This window comes from Marinobacter sp. F3R08 (genome assembly GCF_018860425.1).
Taxonomy (GTDB): Bacteria; Pseudomonadota; Gammaproteobacteria; order Pseudomonadales; family Oleiphilaceae; genus Marinobacter.
The window spans coordinates 285,354-302,747 of the sequence record NZ_JAHKPI010000015.1; the positions used below are offsets into that span (position 1 = coordinate 285,354).

At 56.3% G+C, this 17,394-nt stretch carries 21 protein-coding genes; 13 read left to right on the forward strand and 8 right to left on the reverse strand.

Annotation, left to right across the window (positions count from 1 at the left end; all coding sequences use genetic code 11):
* The first annotated feature begins 51 nt into the window (after nt 1-51).
* Nucleotides 52-465, forward strand: coding sequence for an alternative ribosome rescue aminoacyl-tRNA hydrolase ArfB (gene arfB / locus KO499_RS10400; protein ID WP_215983671.1), 414 nt, complete (start codon nt 52-54; stop codon nt 463-465).
* On the opposite strand, the gene KO499_RS10405 is transcribed toward arfB, so the two are convergent.
* Nucleotides 462-1,532, reverse strand: coding sequence for an alpha/beta hydrolase (locus tag KO499_RS10405; RefSeq protein ID WP_215983672.1), 1,071 nt, complete (start codon nt 1,530-1,532; stop codon nt 462-464). The genes arfB and KO499_RS10405 overlap by 4 nt on opposite strands.
* A 122-nt stretch (nt 1,533-1,654) precedes the next feature.
* Here KO499_RS10405 and KO499_RS10410 point away from each other — a divergent pair, with 122 nt between their 5' ends.
* From KO499_RS10410 to KO499_RS10435, 6 genes are all read left to right on the forward strand, one after another.
* Nucleotides 1,655-1,981, forward strand: coding sequence for a DUF2007 domain-containing protein (locus KO499_RS10410; protein ID WP_323133337.1), 327 nt, complete (start codon nt 1,655-1,657; stop codon nt 1,979-1,981).
* Between the two features lie 66 nt (nt 1,982-2,047).
* Nucleotides 2,048-2,203 carry a hypothetical protein gene (locus tag KO499_RS10415; RefSeq protein ID WP_215983915.1) on the forward strand — a complete coding sequence of 52 codons (156 nt, stop codon included), beginning with the start codon at nt 2,048-2,050 and terminating at the stop codon, nt 2,201-2,203.
* Between the two features lie 27 nt (nt 2,204-2,230).
* Complete coding sequence (thpR, locus tag KO499_RS10420) at nt 2,231-2,782, forward strand: RNA 2',3'-cyclic phosphodiesterase (protein WP_215983674.1); 552 nt, start codon at nt 2,231-2,233, stop codon at nt 2,780-2,782.
* A complete protein-coding gene (locus KO499_RS10425) occupies nt 2,772-4,292 on the forward strand; it encodes a YdbH domain-containing protein (RefSeq protein ID WP_323133338.1) in 1,521 nt (506 codons plus the stop codon). The genes thpR and KO499_RS10425 overlap by 11 nt, the downstream gene beginning before the upstream one ends.
* Nucleotides 4,293-4,330: 38 nt before the next feature.
* A complete protein-coding gene (locus KO499_RS10430) occupies nt 4,331-4,513 on the forward strand; it encodes a YnbE family lipoprotein (RefSeq protein WP_215983676.1) in 183 nt (60 codons plus the stop codon).
* Nucleotides 4,514-4,542: 29 nt separating this feature from the next.
* Nucleotides 4,543-4,887 (forward strand): YdbL family protein, encoded by a 345-nt coding sequence (locus KO499_RS10435; protein ID WP_215983677.1) that lies wholly within the window; start codon nt 4,543-4,545, stop codon nt 4,885-4,887.
* Nucleotides 4,888-4,914: 27 nt separating this feature from the next.
* Here the strand turns inward: KO499_RS10435 and rluF are convergent, their stop codons facing one another.
* Nucleotides 4,915-5,853 (reverse strand): 23S rRNA pseudouridine(2604) synthase RluF, encoded by a 939-nt coding sequence (gene rluF / locus KO499_RS10440; RefSeq protein ID WP_215983678.1) that lies wholly within the window; start codon nt 5,851-5,853, stop codon nt 4,915-4,917.
* A gap of 135 nt (nt 5,854-5,988) precedes the next feature.
* Between rluF and KO499_RS10445 the strand changes: the two genes are divergently transcribed.
* The 3 genes from KO499_RS10445 to KO499_RS10455 all read left to right on the forward strand — a co-directional run bounded on the left by KO499_RS10445 (nt 5,989) and on the right by KO499_RS10455 (nt 8,056).
* Nucleotides 5,989-6,384 carry a hypothetical protein gene (locus KO499_RS10445; RefSeq protein ID WP_215983679.1) on the forward strand — a complete coding sequence of 132 codons (396 nt, stop codon included), beginning with the start codon at nt 5,989-5,991 and terminating at the stop codon, nt 6,382-6,384.
* Between the two features lie 48 nt (nt 6,385-6,432).
* Nucleotides 6,433-7,419, forward strand: a complete 987-nt coding sequence (locus KO499_RS10450) for a CobW family GTP-binding protein (RefSeq protein ID WP_215983680.1) — start codon at nt 6,433-6,435, stop codon at nt 7,417-7,419.
* A gap of 103 nt (nt 7,420-7,522) precedes the next feature.
* Nucleotides 7,523-8,056 carry a class I SAM-dependent methyltransferase gene (locus tag KO499_RS10455; protein WP_228339907.1) on the forward strand — a complete coding sequence of 178 codons (534 nt, stop codon included), beginning with the start codon at nt 7,523-7,525 and terminating at the stop codon, nt 8,054-8,056.
* 84 nt (nt 8,057-8,140) lie between these two features.
* Here KO499_RS10455 and KO499_RS10460 read toward each other — a convergent pair whose 3' ends face one another.
* The 6 genes from KO499_RS10460 to KO499_RS10485 all read right to left on the reverse strand — a co-directional run bounded on the left by KO499_RS10460 (nt 8,141) and on the right by KO499_RS10485 (nt 13,658).
* The gene (locus KO499_RS10460) at nt 8,141-9,589 is read right to left on the reverse strand and encodes a phospholipase D family protein (protein ID WP_215983682.1); all 1,449 of its coding nucleotides are present in this window, start codon (nt 9,587-9,589) and stop codon (nt 8,141-8,143) included.
* Nucleotides 9,590-9,702: 113 nt separating this feature from the next.
* Nucleotides 9,703-10,449 carry a glutamine amidotransferase gene (locus KO499_RS10465; RefSeq protein ID WP_215983683.1) on the reverse strand — a complete coding sequence of 249 codons (747 nt, stop codon included), beginning with the start codon at nt 10,447-10,449 and terminating at the stop codon, nt 9,703-9,705.
* Between the two features lie 36 nt (nt 10,450-10,485).
* Nucleotides 10,486-11,211 carry a YebC/PmpR family DNA-binding transcriptional regulator gene (locus KO499_RS10470; protein WP_215983684.1) on the reverse strand — a complete coding sequence of 242 codons (726 nt, stop codon included), beginning with the start codon at nt 11,209-11,211 and terminating at the stop codon, nt 10,486-10,488.
* 89 nt (nt 11,212-11,300) lie between these two features.
* The gene (locus tag KO499_RS10475; protein ID WP_215983685.1) at nt 11,301-12,101 is read right to left on the reverse strand and encodes an MBL fold metallo-hydrolase; all 801 of its coding nucleotides are present in this window, start codon (nt 12,099-12,101) and stop codon (nt 11,301-11,303) included.
* Between the two features lie 147 nt (nt 12,102-12,248).
* Nucleotides 12,249-12,677, reverse strand: a complete 429-nt coding sequence (locus KO499_RS10480; RefSeq protein WP_215983686.1) for an SRPBCC family protein — start codon at nt 12,675-12,677, stop codon at nt 12,249-12,251.
* A 105-nt stretch (nt 12,678-12,782) separates the two neighbouring features.
* Nucleotides 12,783-13,658, reverse strand: a complete 876-nt coding sequence (locus KO499_RS10485; RefSeq protein WP_215983687.1) for an AraC family transcriptional regulator — start codon at nt 13,656-13,658, stop codon at nt 12,783-12,785.
* 161 nt (nt 13,659-13,819) lie between these two features.
* Between KO499_RS10485 and KO499_RS10490 the strand changes: the two genes are divergently transcribed.
* From KO499_RS10490 to KO499_RS10500, 3 genes are all read left to right on the forward strand, one after another.
* Nucleotides 13,820-15,313: a CoA-acylating methylmalonate-semialdehyde dehydrogenase gene (locus tag KO499_RS10490; RefSeq protein WP_215983688.1), complete on the forward strand. Its 1,494-nt coding sequence runs from the start codon at nt 13,820-13,822 to the stop codon at nt 15,311-15,313.
* Between the two features lie 96 nt (nt 15,314-15,409).
* Nucleotides 15,410-16,576, forward strand: coding sequence for an acyl-CoA dehydrogenase family protein (locus KO499_RS10495; protein WP_215983689.1), 1,167 nt, complete (start codon nt 15,410-15,412; stop codon nt 16,574-16,576).
* A 10-nt stretch (nt 16,577-16,586) separates the two neighbouring features.
* The gene (locus KO499_RS10500) at nt 16,587-17,366 is read left to right on the forward strand and encodes an enoyl-CoA hydratase (RefSeq protein WP_215983690.1); all 780 of its coding nucleotides are present in this window, start codon (nt 16,587-16,589) and stop codon (nt 17,364-17,366) included.
* The last annotated feature ends 28 nt before the right edge of the window (nt 17,367-17,394 follow it).

Consider the following 17,394-nt stretch of genomic DNA (forward strand, 5'->3'; position numbering starts at 1 on the left):
CTGATACAGGTTTCGAAAGCCTGCAGGTCGGTATTTTGTTAACCTTAGCAGATGCTGAAACTATCCAACGCTGTTGAACTTGCCGACTGGGAAATCGAAATAACCCAGATCCGGGCCCAGGGTGCTGGTGGCCAGAACGTAAATAAAGTCGCTTCCGCGGTGCACCTGCGCTTTGATATCCCACACTCCACTTTGCCTCCGTTCTATAAGGAACGGCTGATGTCGCTCAATGATCAGCGGATCAGCAAGGAAGGCGTGCTGATTATCAAGGCTCAGTCTTTTCGAACCCTGGAGTTGAACAAGGACGATGCACTGGCGCGATTGAGAGAACTGATTCAGGAAGCGGTAAAGCCGCGCAAGGCTCGTCGACCCACCAAACCGACCCGGTCCTCACAGCGCAAACGTGTAGACAAGAAAACCAAAAAAGGTAAAACCAAGGCGTTGCGCGGAAAGGTTCAGGTTTAAGCCGAAGCCTGGGCGCCTCCCTGAGACTCCAGTTGCTCCAGAAAAGCGTTGATGTCGTCGAAGGCCTCTTCCGCTTCCGGAAGCAGCGGTACGAATATCTGCCAGACATGCACCATGCCGGGCCAGGTGTGAAGGGTTACCGGAGAGCCTGCTGCCCGGGCCCGTGCCGCATAACGACGCGCGTTGTCCAGCAACATTTCGGTATCACTGACCTGGATCAGAGTCGGCGGCAGATTCTTCAGATCTCCGCGCAGTGGTGAGGCGACAGGACTGGTCGGTGAGACCCGGAATGCCGCAAGGGTAGCCCACCAGATGACCGGCAGCGGGATTTTCGACAAGCCACCGAAAACAGGCCCGAGCAGGGGGTCGGTACCAATATTGCTTCGGTTGCTCGGTGCAGTAAGGGTCAGATCGGTGGACGGTGAGAACGCGATAGCGGCATCTGCCTGGCGCAAGCCGTTGTCCCGAATCCAGGCTATCAATCCCAGGGTATGGCTGCCTCCTGCGGAGTCCCCGGCCACCATCATGAAATCGGCGGGCTCAGCACCTTCGGGACCATGCTTAAGAAGCCAGGTGTAGGCTTGCCGGCAATCCCGGACGCCGTCCATAAATCGGTTCTCCGGCATCAGCCGGTAGTCCACTGAGAACACCGCGGCTCCGGTTTTTCGTGATAACCGGTCCGTGATTGCCCGGTGGCTTCGGGGGCTCCCAGCCGCCCAGGCACCGCCATGAATATACAGAATGCGGCGGCGGGTATCGCAATCAGGGGCGAGAACCCACTCACCGAGAGGTGAGTCGCAATGACGGAATTCGGATATCAGCTCAAGACCTTCACTGAGCCCGTCCATGTGTTTCCGAAGTGCCATCAGCCGGGCCCGGCCGCGCAGGCCTTTCGAGGATTGCCCAAGTTCGCGAATGCGACCCATAACCTCTCTGTTCGCCTCGCTTGGTGTTGCATTGCTTACCGGATAATCATCCCGGTCCAGATGAGACAGGTCTTCTAGCCGGAACAGCAGCAGGGTTGCGGTAACTATGAGCAGGATGATGGCAAGAATAGTCCAGAGCATGGGTCGTCCGTCCGTTAGTGGCCCCGCCAGTCAGGGCAAACTATGCTTCAAGTCAGAAGCTCTCTGAATAATACTCGCAGATTTATCCCGGTTCAGCCCGGAACGGTCAAAGAAGGAGTTGCGTGTTGGAAATTGCCTATCGGGCACGAGACATAACGGAAGCGCACATCGTGGCTGGTTTGTTGGAAGCCAACGGTATCGAAGCCCATGTTGGTGGTCATTATCTCCAGGGTGCCATGGGCGAAATCGGAACAGCCGGTTTCAGCAATGTTCATGTCGACGATGACGATCTTTACCGGGCGCGGCAATTGGTGTCAGAGTACGAACAAACCGCAGACACCCATGGCAGCCGTGTTGCTGACGACAGTAGCAATCGTCCTGATCACTATGCCAGCTGGTTTCTGCTGGCACTGGCCATCGTTGGCTTGATTCTGCTGATACTATACTGACTGATCGAACGGGTGCCAGCAGACACAGCGCTTTCCGCACTTTCCAAATGACAGGAGTCGATTGTCATGGCAGATCGGCCTGTAATTCTGACAACCGGCGCGAGCGGCGGCGAAACAGGAGTATCGCCTGGTGCCGGCTGCATTGATGCGGTGTTTGCCAATGCGGTCATGTATGCTTTGGTCCGGCCTGCGCACGTTGATGTAAACGAGATTCTTGTCTGACCAAAGCTCAAGGTTGAGTAACCCGGTATGCCACGGCTTTTTTACGGCTTGGAAATTCCCCCCGAGATCAAAGACCGGTTACTGAAAGTCGGGTCAGCGGTCGGGGGCGCTCAATGGCAGAGTGCCGAACAAATGCATATCACGCTCCTGTTTCTTGGGGCGGTGGACGAGAGGGGTCTTGAATCTGTGGTCAGTGCTGCCCGCGCAATCCGGCCTGGTTCCTTCGAACTGGACGTCGAAGGCCTTGGTTGTTTTGGCACACCTCAGAGGCCGAAGTACCTGTGGGCCGGGATCCGGCCGGAAGCTCCGGTTGCAGCTCTTCGAGAGGCCCTTGTACAGGAGATGGGTAGTCTCGGGCCGGAACCGGAACGCCGGGCTTTCCGCCCGCACATTACCCTGGCCCGTTTCAAAAAACAGGCGGGGTCTTTGCAAGGTCTGCTGGCAGAGCAGGGCAGGTGGGATTTCGGTCAGTTCCCGGTGACCGAATTCGTATTGTATGACAGTAAACCAGGCCCGACGGGGTCTGTGTACACCGTCATTGAACGCTTTTCTCTGCAGGATCGTTTCTGTGCCAAGTGAAGGAGACGTGCAACGAAAGCACATAATCTGGCGCCGTTTGCTGCCCGTTGTCTGCCTGTTCTGGGTGTGGCCACTGGCCGCTGCAGGTTGGTCCTTCGCCATTGAGCAGAGCTCGATGGGCATGGCCTTGCCGGATATCCGGTCCGGGGGGTGGGAAGTCTCCGGGAGCCATGCCAACATCAGGCCTTCTGTGACAGCCCGCAGTGATGCTGCGATCATCGAGTTTGCGCCTTCCTCACTGATTTTGACGGATTACCTGGCGTTTACCGGCGCGGATCGGCCGTTGCGGCTCGAAAACGTCCGGACAGACCTCAGCAATGCGACGGTTACCTTTGAGTATGGCGCGGCGGGCACGTGGGCCGAGCGTATCGCAGTCGACGGCGATATCATGATTGATGTCACCCGACTAGAGCATTCATTGCTGGTACCTCAAACCTGGAACTTCGAGGGCAGGGTCGCGGGGCATCTGACTGATCTCAGGATTGAGGGAACACTGGTTTCCGCTTCCGGACTCACGGCGGACCTTGATATTCGTCTTGGCCCCGATGGCGGCGTTTCAGTATCTGTCGACACCACTATCGAGGGCGAGCAGGGGGTTCAGGCGCTTGCGGAAACTGTGTCCGGGTGGCCTGATCTGTTAACCGTCGAATCGGGTAGTGGGCGTTTATCGGTAGATGTTTCTCTCGGCCTGGACAATGAGCTTGAGGCCAGTGGTACGCTCGATCTGGAGGATGTCAGTGGTGTGTATAACCGCACTGCAGTAGCCGGACTCACGGGCCTGGTCCGGGGAGCTCTGGACGGCGCACAGATCACCACCAGCTTCAGAGACATCTCGGTGAGCGAGATCAATCCCGGAATCCCGGTCAGTTCGGTGCGTTTCTCCGGGGAATACAGTGCGCCGCAGACCGGTCTGCTGCAAGGTCGTCTGGAAGTGCAGCAGGCGAGAGCCCGATTTCTGGAGGGGGCGCTCAGGATTACCCCAGGTGTGTATGAGCTGGAGGAAGGTGGTGACCGGATTCCCGTCGAGGTCCAGGATGTTTCCCTCAGCCGTCTGATGGAGGTGTATCCGGCGGATGGACTGGCAGGGAATGGCTTACTGAGTGGGCGCATTCCTTTGAGTGTCAGCAGCGGAAATGTTCAGGTAAGTGGGGGCAGTCTCGCAGCGATTGAACCGGGTGGCCGTTTGCAACTGCCAGCAGATAGGCTTCAGGCAATGCTCGGTGGTAATCAGACCATGGATGTCGTGGTTCAGGCGTTGCAAAACTTTCACTATTCAGTGCTCAACAGCACGATAGACTATGATGAACAGGGTAAGTTAACCCTTGGCCTTCGCCTTGAAGGCGAAAACCCGGAACTGAGAGGTGGGCAGCCGGTCGTTCTTAATGTCAATCTTGAGGAAGACATTCCCGCGCTGCTTACCAGTCTGCAGTTGAGTGGCAGGGTCAATGAAGCCGTTACCAAACGTGTCCGGGAGTTGTTGCAGGAGTCCGGCGAGGAGACAGCACCATGAGAATACCCTTGTGGCCCAGATGGCCTGGAAGGTCACCCATGACAAGAATACTGATGATACTGATGCTGCCACTGGCCATGCTTGCCTGTACGCCCACAGTGCAAATGGCGGCGCCGAAGGAGCCGATTACGGTCAACCTGAACGTGAAAATCCAGCATGAGATCTACGTGAAAGTGGATAAGGAAGTCGATGACCTGTTCAGCGAGCAGGGTCTGTTCTGACTGGATCCGGAGAGTTCAAAGGGGTGAATATGAAACGATTGATGCAAATCTTTGCGCTGGTTATGGCGTTCGGAGTCAGTGCCTCTGTGTTTGCCATGGGACTGGGCGAAGCCAAACAGAAACTGGACTCGGTCAAGAAACAGGGACTGGTTGGGGAAACACCGACTGGTTATCTCGATGTGGTGCATGCCGAAGGGCAGGCCAGAGAAGTGGTGGAAGCGATCAACAGCGCACGCCGGGATCAGTATAAGCGGATTGCCGAGAAGCACAACATTCCGGTTACCCAGGTTGAGACTGTTGCGGGCAAAAAGGCAATCGAGAGGACACCGGCCGGGCAGTATGTGCAAATGGGCGGCAAGTGGGTGAAAAAGTAGCCTGTAGCGTCCGTTTTGGTGCCAGGATTAGCGTTTAATGCTTTTCTGCCTGGGCTTGCCGGTTTTGGGGCGTTTGCCTGAGGCTGGCTTCTTGCCGGGTGCTGGTTTTCCTTTTGGCCCGGGCCGGTGAGAACCGCCGGCTTTCCCCGGTTTGTGGGTAGTTCCCGATTTGCGACCGGAGAGTGGCTTGGTCTTTGTTGCAGGCTTCTTTTTTGCGGTATTGCCTGGGCTGGGTGTAGCTTCTGAGGAGGAATCCCGGATGGCGTCAAACAACCCGGCCAATTCTTTCTCGGTCAGGTCCCGCCATTGGCCTGTCGCAAGCCCTTTGAGGCTCACGTTCATGATCCGGATGCGTTCCAGTTTGGTAACGTCGTAACCAAAGTAATCGCACATCCGTCGGATCTGGCGGTTGAGGCCCTGAACCAGGGTGATCCGGAAGACGAAGCGGGACTCTCTGGACACTTTACATTTCTTTGTCACTGTGCCGAGAATCGGTACGCCATTGGCCATTCCCTCGACAAATTCCCGGGTTACAGGTTTGTCGACAGTGACCAGGTATTCCTTTTCATGATTGTTTCCGGCTCTCAGGATCTTGTTGACCAGGTCGCCGTTGCTGGTCATGAAGATCAGGCCCTGTGAGTCTTTGTCCAGGCGACCGATAGGGAAGATGCGTTCGCTATGACCGACGAAGCGCTGAATGTTGTGTTTCTCTGCGCTATCGGTGGTACTGACGATGCCGACCGGTTTGTTAAGGGCAATGAAGACCAGATCGTCTTCAGCCCGAGGCTCAATCACCTGACCGTTAACCTTGACCGTGTCGCCAGGGCGTACCTGGTCGCCTACAGTTGCCCGCTTGCCGTTGATGTAAACGTTACCCTGCTCAATGTAGCGATCAGCCTCCCTGCGGGAACACATGCCGCTTTCACTGATGTATTTGTTGAGCCTAGTGGAGTTGCCAGTGGTCATCGGTTATCCGGTTGCCAGTGAGAATGTCGGGCATCATATCAGTCTGGAACCCCGGTCGCAGCAGGGGTGGTTCTTTCAGAGCGTCTCTGCCATTCTTGGCAGCGCCTTAAACCAATCCAACAAAAACAGACGATCATGGAAAAGACTCGCATTACCATTGTTGCCGTAACCTGCATTGCCCTGTTCTTCCTGACCAACTACCTGTTCCGTTATCTGATGGGATTCACCGGGTTGGTGGCCTCATTGGTCATTGCCGCCCTGATTGCGGCTTACATGAGCTTCTCCATAGCACGAGCACTGGAACGGTTACCGATGCCGGAGGAGCGTTCACGGGCGCTCTGGATTTATGGCGGTTTTCTCGGTGCCTTGTTCGTCGCTTTTGGGGCCTGGATGTTCCTGGATGCCGGGATGGATGCGGTCACGCTCGCCACTTTGTTTGTTCACTATTTGCCTTACCCGGCGCTGGCCCATGCGCTGCTGTCCGATAAGGCGATTGGCCTGTTCCTGAAGCAGGATCGTTCTGGCAGCTAGATTGTTATAGTATAACGTTCTTATTTTCAAAGGAGTGTCTTCGGCGTCATGACGCAACCTATTCCAACCAGTCTGATCCTTGGTTTTCTGGGTGTTGGTAAAACCACTGCCATTCTTGAGCTTCTGAAAAGCAAACCGGAAAATGAAACCTGGGCGGTTCTGGTCAACGAATTTGGTGAGGTGGGCATTGATGGCGCCATGCTGCAAACGGAAGGCGCCTTTATCAAGGAAATACCCGGTGGCTGCATGTGCTGCGTTGCCGGACTGCCGATGCAGATCGGGCTCAATCAGCTGATCCACAAGGCAAAGCCGGATCGACTGCTGATCGAACCGACCGGGCTCGGTCACCCCTCCCAGATTCTGGAAACTCTGACGAGTGAGTACTATCAGGATGTGCTCGCTATGGGCCCTGTGATCTGTCTGGTGGACCCCAGAAGGCTTGAAGAACCCAAGGTACTCGGCAATGTGCAGTTCCGGGATCAAGTCGCTGCGGCGGATATTCTCGTTGCCAACAAGACCGATCTTTGCACCCCCGAGCAGCTGGCCCATTTCGATCACTGGGCGGCGCAGTTGGATCCCGCCAAGCGGACCATCTACCACACCCGGTTCGGACTGCTGGCGCCCGGTTGGCTGGACGGTCAGTCGGATGCTTTACCGGTAACCAATCCAGAGGCTCACCATCACCACCATCACAAGACTGCGCCGCCGGCACCGTCCATTGATGACGAACCCTGGCAGATGATCACCAATCAAGGGCAGGGGTACTTCAGTGTCGGTTGGCGGATCCATCCGGAACTGATACTGGATGAGAACGCATTGCTGGTTATGGCCATGGATTCGGCGTTTGCTCGTTTCAAGGCTGTGGTTTGCACTGCGGACGGCTGGCGGGCGATCAATGTCGCCGATGGCGCTCTGTCAGTGGTTCAGGGTGAGCCTCAGGCCTATAGCCGGGCGGAGGTGATAGCGTCGGATCAGATTGATGCCCGGGCGCTTGACGCTCGAGTGAGAGCGGCAGCAGGGCTTGATCCGAGATGAACACGTGATCCGTTGTCCGGTATGCGAGCAGGACAGTCTCTCGGATTTTCGGGTGGTAAAGACCCAGCGTTACCTTCGATGCAGCATCTGTGAAGCGACGGTGATGGATGAGTCATGCCGCTTGTCGCCCGAACAGGAACGGAACATCTATCAATTGCATAACAATGATCCGTTGGATCCGGGCTACCGGAACTTTCTCTCGAAACTGACGGAACCGCTTCTGGAGCGCCTGTCACCGGGTGCCCGCGGACTGGATTTTGGCTGCGGACCGGGGCCGGCGCTGGCACAAATGCTGGAGGCTGAAGGCATGGTCGTCAGTCTCTACGATCCCTACTTTTATCCTTCGACCGACGTTCTGGCTCAAACCTACGACTTCATTACCTGCACCGAAGTGGCAGAGCATCTTTATGCGCCGGCCAGTGTCTTCAGAAATCTGGATGGCATGCTCAGACCGGGAGGCTGGCTGGCGGTGATGACCTGCTTCCAGACGGACGATGACCGGTTTGATAACTGGCATTATCGCCGGGACCCGACCCACGTCGTTTTCTACCGGGAATCCACTTTCGAGCTGCTGGGGAACAAATTCGGCTGGCACTTGGAGATACCAGGAAAAGATGTGGCCCTGTTCCGGAAGTAGCGTTTTGTTTCAGGTCCCGGACGGTTCCGGCGTGGTGCATGCGCACCCATGCCGGCTGTCGGCATGACTCTTTGACTGCCCTGTTCAGAACGTTGACAGGCCTGTGGCTTCCATTAACCGGTAGCGCCAGTAGCGAAGCCTGGATTCGTCAGCCCAGTGCTCGTAGGGCAGGCTCATCACGGGATTGTCACCAGGGCCCTTCTGCCATTGCTCATCAAAGAATCGATGGGCTTTGGTGGCAACCGGTGATTGATCCGCTGTGGATACCCAGACATTGGCTTCAAGGTTCAGATTGTCGAGATTGCGCCGGGTAAAATTGGCCGAACCGAGGAGTAGTTCTGTTGCCCCGTTTTCCTTTGCCAGCATCAGCAGTTTGCTGTGACATTGCTCCCCCCGGGTATTGCACCATCGGACAGGAATGCCTGCACGAACCAGTTCCATAGCGACCTGTCGATTGGGAATCCCACTTTTTTGATGGCCGAAGGCTTCGTTGTTGGCGTCAAGCAAAACCCGAAGTGCCACGCCCCGTTTTGCTGCATCAATCAGCGCTTCGACGATATCGCGTTGTGAAAGATAGAACATGGCCAGACTCAGCTGATCGCTGTTGGCAGCGCCGTGAATCATGGCCAGAGCCTGATCTCGAATTTCCGACTCGGTCAGCACGGCCACCAGGGGCATGTCTGTCTTGCCAGGTTCCGGCGTGGCTTCGTGGGACTGGCTGATCCAGTGATCAATCAGCGTAGTGTCCACTCCGGACAGGGCAAGAACGCCGCGTTCGCTTTTCAGGAGGTCGATTACGGCAGGCCCCTTGAAACTCAGCCCCAGGTTGCTGTGCCGGCTGCTGCCGTCGTGTGGATTGGCCGAGGTAACGATGGCTCTGAGGGAGCCCGCCTCATCTGCGACCAGAAGTTTTCGATGATTGGCCTTGAAGTTCAGCAATGCCAGATAGCTGCGAATGGTGACAGGCCTGGTGCCCAGGGCGTTGGCCAGCCAGCCGCCATCCGGGTCGTTTCCGAACCACTGGCAACAAAACCGCCAGACTGCCGACCAGACCGGGTTACTGTCCCTGAGCGGGAGCAGTCCGGTTTCGACTACAGGAATACCTTCATTGCGCAGGGCTTCAAACCAGGGGGAAGTGCTGCCGCCATACATCGTGTTCAGTGGGTCAGAGATGACCGTAATGGACAGCTTCGGCTTTTCTGCCTTTCTGGCCAGCAGAGCCTCGGTCAGTTGCCGGGCCAATGGGCGCTGGACGACACCCTCCGGGCCAGTGCTGTTGAACAGAAACATGTCGACGAGAATGAACTCATTGGCCTGTCCGATAAGCCGGAACACTTCGTCAAAGATTTCCTGGTCTGTTTCTTCGCGGCCATCCTGATAGTGACGGGTGACATCTGTCAGCAGGACGGGTTCCTCTAGCGCAACCGGGTTGCCCCGATAGCTGATGCCCGATGGCAATGGCTTGTGGGTGTGATAAAGGCCGATACCCGTCAGTGCGAGCAGTAACAGTACAATCAGAAGCTTCAGTGCCATGCGTGTTTTTCCTCTGTCCCTGAGATAAACAACGGGATTACTGTGCGCGACCCTTGGGCTTGCAGGAGACGGTTCAGTATCCCCGGCCGATAGCAAAGACAATCTGCTGGGGGCTAGCGGATCTGTTCCTGAACAAACCTGGAGAACCGGGAAAGCAGCGAAGATGCGTCTGGTGAAGGCATGACTCCAGCGATCAGAGAATTCACGTCCAGTCCTTCCCGGGTAAGTTCTGGTGATTGTACTTTCAGGTAGGCGTTCATAATGGCATCCGTGAACTCCGGATGGAATTGCACGCCCCAGGCGCAGGAACCAATTCTGAATGCCTGGTGTGGTTCGAATCGGTTGCGCCCCAGCAGGGCCGCGCCTTCAGGCAGGCGCAGAACCGATTGCCGGTGCGTCAACTGGGCTGGAAATCTGGCCGGAAGCTTCTGAAACAGGGGGTCAGATTTGGCTTCGGGGAGGAGTTCAACCTCGTAAGTGCCGGTTTCCCTTCCGTCCGGATGATAGCCAACGTCTCCGCCCAGCGCATGGGCCAGCAATTGATGCCCGTAGCAGACACCGAGCACCGGCACTTCAAGGTTGACGGCCTGTGCCAGCCAGCGTGCGGTATTTTCACTCCAGTCAGCGCGATCACTGACCATGGCAGGAGACCCGGTCACCACGATGCCGTCCCAGTCCTCCGGGGTTCCGGGTAGCTCGCCGGCTTCGGCATTGGAAACCGTGATGTCCAGATCGTCTGATAGCCCGCGCAGGAACCATTTATCAAAGTCGCCAAACTGCGCCCGGATGTCCGGGTAGGTGGTGCCTGTTTTCAGGATCACCACACGTGCCTTTCGGTTCATGGGTGCGTTCTGTTGCATGGTGCTATCTTCCTGCCTGACCGAAGTGTTGAGTATTTACTGCTCCGGAAGTTCGGCATTGTGGAACACGTTCTGGACATCATCCAGTTCGTTCAGCATGTCCAGGAATTTCTCGAACATGGGGATGTCGTCACCCTCAACCGGAGTTGTGGTCTTGGGCAGGAACTGGATCTCGTCGACATCGAAATCGACGCCGTCAATTGCGTCCACCAGAGCCTGGCGAGCCTTGGCGTATTCGGTGTTCGGTGTGAACACGGTAATCAGGCCATCTTCATTTTCAATGTCGGTGACATCCACGTCCGCTTCCATCAGCGCTTCCAGGACTGTCTCCTCATCATCGCCCTTGAATGCGAAAATGGCGCTATGGTCGAACATGTGAGAAACGGCACCGGGCGTGCCGATCTTGCACTTGGTCTTGGTAAAGGCCAGGCGTACGTCGCCGAAGGTGCGGTTGGGATTGTCTGTGAGACAGTCCACGATCACCATGCAATTTCCCGGACCATAGCCTTCATAGCGGGCTGCAGAATAGTCTTCGCCGGCGCCACCCTTGGCCTTGTCGATGGCCTTCTCAATCACGTGGGTAGGTACCTGATCTTTCTTTGCCCGCTCAATGAGTCCGCGTAAGGACAGGTTGGCCTGGGGATCAGGGCCCCCAGACTTGGCACTCATGTAAATCTCGCGGCCGTATTTGCTGTAGACCTTGGTTTTCGCGGCGGCCGTTTTGGCCATGGATTCTTTGCGGTTCTGGTAGGCTCTGCCCATCTGCACTGCCTCTTGGTTTCCTGAGAAAGGCCGGATTTTACTCAACATTGGCTGTTTGGGACAGGCCTATTTGGCACACAGTCAGGAAGTTAAACGTAATCCAGAGGCTGTCGGTAGTTGTCCTGAGTCATCAGATCGATGCCGCATTCCATGTCACTGACCCAGTTCAGGAACCGGTCAATCATCACAGCGCCCTCGAAGCGTTTCCCGTGCTGGGGCACAATCATCGATACGTCCATGTCCCGAACCATGTTCGCCCACAGGCGGCAGACCTTCTGGGAGGCAATATAGCGACGGTGGAAGCCAATCATGTTCGGTACGTGCCTGTCGAAATCCTTTACCGGCAGGTGATCATCCTTGCCGCCCATCGAAGCGCCAAGATCACCAGAAAACAGAATCTTCGAGACCGGATCATAGAATTGCAGGTTGCCCACGGAGTGCATGAAGTGGGCTGGCAGGCATTGCAGGTAGGACTCGCCAAACTTTACGTTGGCACCGGTGTCAGGAATGCTGACGATACGGTCGTAGACGCTGCCACTGAGCTGGCTGGTCACATAGCTGGAAACCAGATGCGGAAGAAACCGGGCCCAGAGCTTTGAGGTCACAATACTGGCGCGGGTATGAACGATCCAGCGATCGATGGCGCCGATAATATCCGGATCCTGATGAGAGGCGAACACGTAATCCATGTCGCGGATATTCATATAGCGTGAAGCGGCCACCGATAATGGTGTATAGGTCAGGTCGCCGCCCGGATCGATAAGCGCCTCGTGTTTGCCATCGACAATCAGAAACTGGTTGGATTGGACACCCTCGCCGGTTACCAGGGAATCGAACATCAGGCATTTATGGTGTCCGTCATCAAACAGGACAATCGGTTCGGCTGCCATTTCGGTCTCCCGCAGAATACAGTATGGCCCGGTCGTGGAGACCAGGTTGTGCAAGCTGCGCGGAGAGTACAAAATTGACGAATACCAACTATTGCCTCAGGTCAATTCTATTATAATCAAAAGGTAACGAATTGTTATCGACTGAATTTAAGCGAAAATTGGCACCCGCTTGATTCCGCGTCTGATGCCTTGCTCCAGAGCTGCACTGACGACTTTTCCGGTGAATGGAATAATGTCTTCAAAGGTGATGGTGTAGTTCACCCGGGTCTGGCCTTCCGGTGTGTCTTCCAGTCGGATTCGTCCCAGATGATTGCGGATAGGGCTCATGCCGATAATGATGTACTCGATGAGTGAATCCGGCTCGAAGCTGGTGATGGTTTCCGTCAGCCCAACTGGCCCGAACCCGATTTTTCGAACCGAACCCGTTCCATTCGGATCTGCTTGATCACTATCCTTGATACGTTTGACCGGAATTCCCAGCAGTTTGCCAAAGCGCCGGTGGTCGGCGAACAGGGCAAAGACCTTTCGTCGCGGCACGTTTACAGTTTCTTCAATCTGAATGCTGTACATGGGCATGGGCTTACTCTTTTTTTGTCGTTGGCTGAACCAAGCCTACCCCCTCGTATCCTGTAACAAAAGTCGCAGCAGGCGGCAGGTTGTACTCGGCTCTGAATCGAGTAGTCAGTGCCGGGCGGTATGTCGATAATCCCGGGGCGACTGACCCATTACCTTTTTGAAAAGCCGGGAAAAATAGTAAGCGTCGTCGTAGCCGAGGCGTCGGCTTATGTCGGCAAAGCTCAGGCTGCTGGTGTCCAGCATCTGACAGGCCCGCTCCACTTTCAGGTGCAGGAAATGCTGGATCGGCGATGTGCCGGTCTGTTCCCGGTAACGGGTTGCAAAATGGGCCGGAGAGAGACCGGCAAGGTCCGCCAGTTGTTCCAGGCTGATGCGTTCATCCAGGTGCTCGCGCATATAATTGTGGATGGTTTCCAGTTCCGCCTGCCGCTCATGACCTGTTTCGTCGGCGTTAATCGGGACCGCGGCCAGCAACTGGCGAAGTCGGTTGGCCGCGTGGATCAGACCGCGGGCCCGGAAACCGGTCTGTCGGACTGACAGCAGGCCGTTGAAGTCGACCAGAAGCCGGGGCTGTCGACCCAGATGGCGAATATGAGTGGGGCCATCGAACCCCATGTGGTTTCGGAAATCCTCCGCCAGTGGGCCGGTGTAGTGCACCCAATGAATCGTCCATGGATCGTCAGGGGCTGCGGTATACCGGTGATTGGCGCCGGCGGGCAGAAGCAGAAGATCTCCGGCTTCGACGGTGTAAGGTTCACCCCGGATATTCAGGAACGCTTTACCGTCCGTGCAGTAGATCAAAAGATGGTCGCGATGGTGTTCCCGGTGCATGTGATGGCCCGTGGCACGGCGGTAGTGGCCAAAAGCCAGTGGGTAGAGATCCCGCGTTAACGGGTGGCTCGCGAGCAATCGGATGATGGGCTCAGGTACCACATAGCGAATGCTGTCTTTGGGCACCGGCCACTGTGAGGTCTGGGTCATTTTGGGTCTTGTTTATTTTAGCTTTATCGAAAGATAGTCCATCACGGGCGAAATTTAGTCAATCATCCTTTGGTCATTCCCGTGCTAGCCTGTGGTTAATCGTGGCCGTAACCCTCCGGTTCCGGTCGGCTTCCCGCACAACAACAAACAGGGACAACAACATGAAAAATGTACCGCTGTATCTTGCAGGTGAATTCGTCGATAGCAACACCAGTGAATGGATCGACGTCACCAACCCCGCGACCAATGAAGTCATTGCCAGGGCCCCCTGCACGACCGATGCAGAAATGCGCAAGGCCATCGAGAGTGCGGGTGAAATGTTCAAGACCTGGAAGGAAGTGCCAGTCTCCGAGCGCGCCCGGGTCATGCTGCGTTATCAGGCACTGCTGAAAGAACACCACGATGAAATTGCCGAGATCCTGGCTCAGGAAACCGGCAAGACCTTTGAAGACGCCAAGGGCGATGTCTGGCGTGGCATCGAAGTGGTTGAGCATGCGGCCAACGTTGCCTCCATGATGATGGGTGAGACCGTTGAAAACGTTGCCCGCTCAGTGGACACCCACTCCTGGATTCAGCCGCTGGGCGTGTGTGCCGGTATTACTCCGTTCAACTTCCCGGCAATGATTCCGCTGTGGATGTTCCCCATGGCCATTGCCTGCGGTAACACCTTTATTCTGAAGCCTTCCGAGCAGGATCCGCTGACGCCTACGCGTCTTGCCGAGCTGTTTGAAGAAGCTGGCGCCCCCAAAGGCGTTTTGCAGGTAGTGCACGGTGGCAAGGAACAGGTAGATGTGCTGCTGACCGATCCGGCCATCAAAGCCGTCTCTTTTGTTGGATCTGTACCTGTTGGTCGTTACATCTACGAAACCGGTACTCGCAACATGAAGCGTGTGCAGAGCTTCGCCGGTGCCAAGAACCACATGGTTATCCTGCCTGATGCGGACAAGCAGCAAGTCATCAATGCTCTGGTCGGCGCCTCTGTCGGCGCTGCCGGTCAGCGCTGCATGGCGATTTCCGTCGCCGTTTTCGTGGGCGAAGCCCAGCAGTGGATTCCGGAACTGAAGGACGCCATGGCGAAAGTTCGTCCGGGTGCCTGGAACGATTCCGGTGCCAGTTATGGGCCAATCATTTCGGCCAAGGCGAAAGACCGTATCGAATCCCTGATTGCGACTGGTGAAGCCCAGGGTGCCAATCTGCTGCTGGACGGCCGCGGTTGCACGGTGGACGGATTGCCGGACGGTAACTGGGTTGGCCCTACACTGTTCTCGGGTGTCACCACCGAGATGGACATCTATAACGAAGAAATCTTTGGGCCTGTGCTGTCCTGTGTAGAAACCGACACACTCGGCGATGCCATTGAGCTGGTCAATAACAGCCCGTACGGCAACGGTGTTTCCATCTTCACCAGCTCCGGTGGCGCCGCGCGTCGCTTCCAGCATGAAATCGATGTTGGTCAGGTCGGGGTGAACATTCCCATTCCGGTACCCCTGCCGTTCTTCTCGTTCACCGGTTGGAAAGGTTCTTTCTATGGGGACCAGCACGCCTATGGCAAGCAGGCGGTTCGCTTCTACACTGAAACCAAAACGGTTACCTCCCGCTGGTTCTCCAGTGAAACGACCAGCACTGAAGCCAACTTCTCTATCCAGTTGCGTTAATTGCGTTGAAGGTGGGGTGTTTGGGCCGGAATCTGTTTCCGGCCCCTTCTTGTTTGCCCCTTTCGATGCCGAGCCCCTTAATTCTGGAGCGTAACGATGGACTTTAACCTTACTGAAGACCAGCTGGCGTTTCGCGAGGCTGCGCGGGCGTTCGCGGAAAAATCCATGGCACCCCACGCCGCAAAGTGGGACGACGAACATATCTTCCCGATCGATGTGATGAAGGAAGCCGGCGAGATGGGATTCATGGGAATGTACACCCCGGAATCCCTTGGCGGCATGGGCCTCTCACGGCTGGACACTTCGGTCATTGTGGAAGAGCTCGCCGCTGCCTGTCCTTCAACAGCAGCGTTTATCACTATTCACAACATGGCCACCTGGATGGTCGCCAGCTTTGCTTCGGACGATCTCAAGCAGGAAATCGTACCTAAGCTGGCTTGCGGCGAGTGGCTTGCTTCCTATTGCCTGACCGAACCGGGAGCCGGTTCGGACGCAGCCAGTCTTCGTACCAAAGCGGTCCGGGATGGCGACAGTTATGTGATCAATGGCAGTAAAGTATTCATCTCTGGCGCCGGTGCCACCGATATTCTGGTGCTCATGGCCCGAACCGGGGCGCCCGATTCCGGTTACAGGGGCATTTCCACTTTCGTGATCCCGGCAGACGCCGACGGCGTTTCCTATGGCAAAAATGAGGAAAAGATGGGCTGGCACAGCCAGCCGACCCGGATGATCAGTCTGGAGAACGTCCGTATTCCTGTCAGCAACCGTGTGGGCGAAGAGGGAGATGGTTTCGCTATTGCCATGAAAGGCCTCGATGGCGGGCGGCTGAATATCGCCACCTGTTCCCTTGGTGGTGCCCAGGCGGCTCTCCTTCGCGCCCGCAATTACATGCACGAGCGTGAGCAGTTCGGCAAACCCCTGGCAGCGTTCCAGGCTCTGCAGTTCAAACTGGCCGATATGGCCACCAACCTGGTCGCAGCGCGGCAGATGGTTCGACTGGGGGCCTTCAAACTCGATAACGCCGATCCGGAAGCAACACTGCACTGTGCCATGGCCAAGCGCTTCGCGACTGACGCCTGCTTTGAAGTGGTCAACGAGGCGCTGCAGCTGCATGGCGGCTATGGCTATATTCGTGAATATCCCCTGGAGCGTTACCTGCGGGATCTGCGAGTGCACCAGATCCTGGAAGGCACCAACGAAATCATGCGTCTGATTGTTGCCCGTCGTCTGCTCGATGACGGCGTGGCCGAAGCAATTCAATAAGGAGATCCCCATGAGCGATCTTATCCAGCTCGAAAAACGCGGACACATCGCGGTACTGACCATCAACAATCCTCCCGCTAATACCTGGACCCGGGATTCCCTGATTGCCTTGATGGATACCGTTCATGAATTGAACGAAGACCGGAATATTTTTGCCCTGGTAATGACCGGGCAGGGCGAAAAGTTCTATTCCGCGGGTGCGGACCTGAAAACCTTTGCCGACGGCGACAAGGCGCGGGCCAATGAAATGGCCCAGTTGTTCGGAGAAGCCTTTGCGACACTCAGCCGTTTCCGGGGAGTATCGATTGCGGCGGTTAATGGTTATGCCATGGGTGGTGGCCTGGAATGCGCCATGGCCTGCGATATTCGCATAGCCGAAGAGCATGCCCAGATGGCATTGCCCGAAGCCGGCGTTGGTCTGTTGCCCTGTGCGGGTGGTACTCAGAATCTCCCCTGGCTGGTTGGCGAAGGCTGGGCCAAACGCATGATTCTGTGCGGTGAGCGCGTGAAAGCCGACACGGCATTGCGAATTGGGCTGGTTGAGGAAGTGGTCCCGACCGGAGAGAGTCTTGATAAAGCGCTTGAGCTGGCCGAAATGGCCTGCCAACAGAGCCCCTCGTCCACAGCCCGTTGCAAGACCCTGGTGATGAGCGCCCGAGATGGCCGCAGCCACGACGATGCCTGGCGCATGGAGCGGGAACTGTTTGTTGAGCTGTTCTCCACTGAAGACCAGAAAGAAGGCGTGAATGCGTTTCTCGACAAGCGCAAACCGGAATGGAAAAACCGCTAAAGCCAGCCTGAAAACAAGCTGGCTCAAG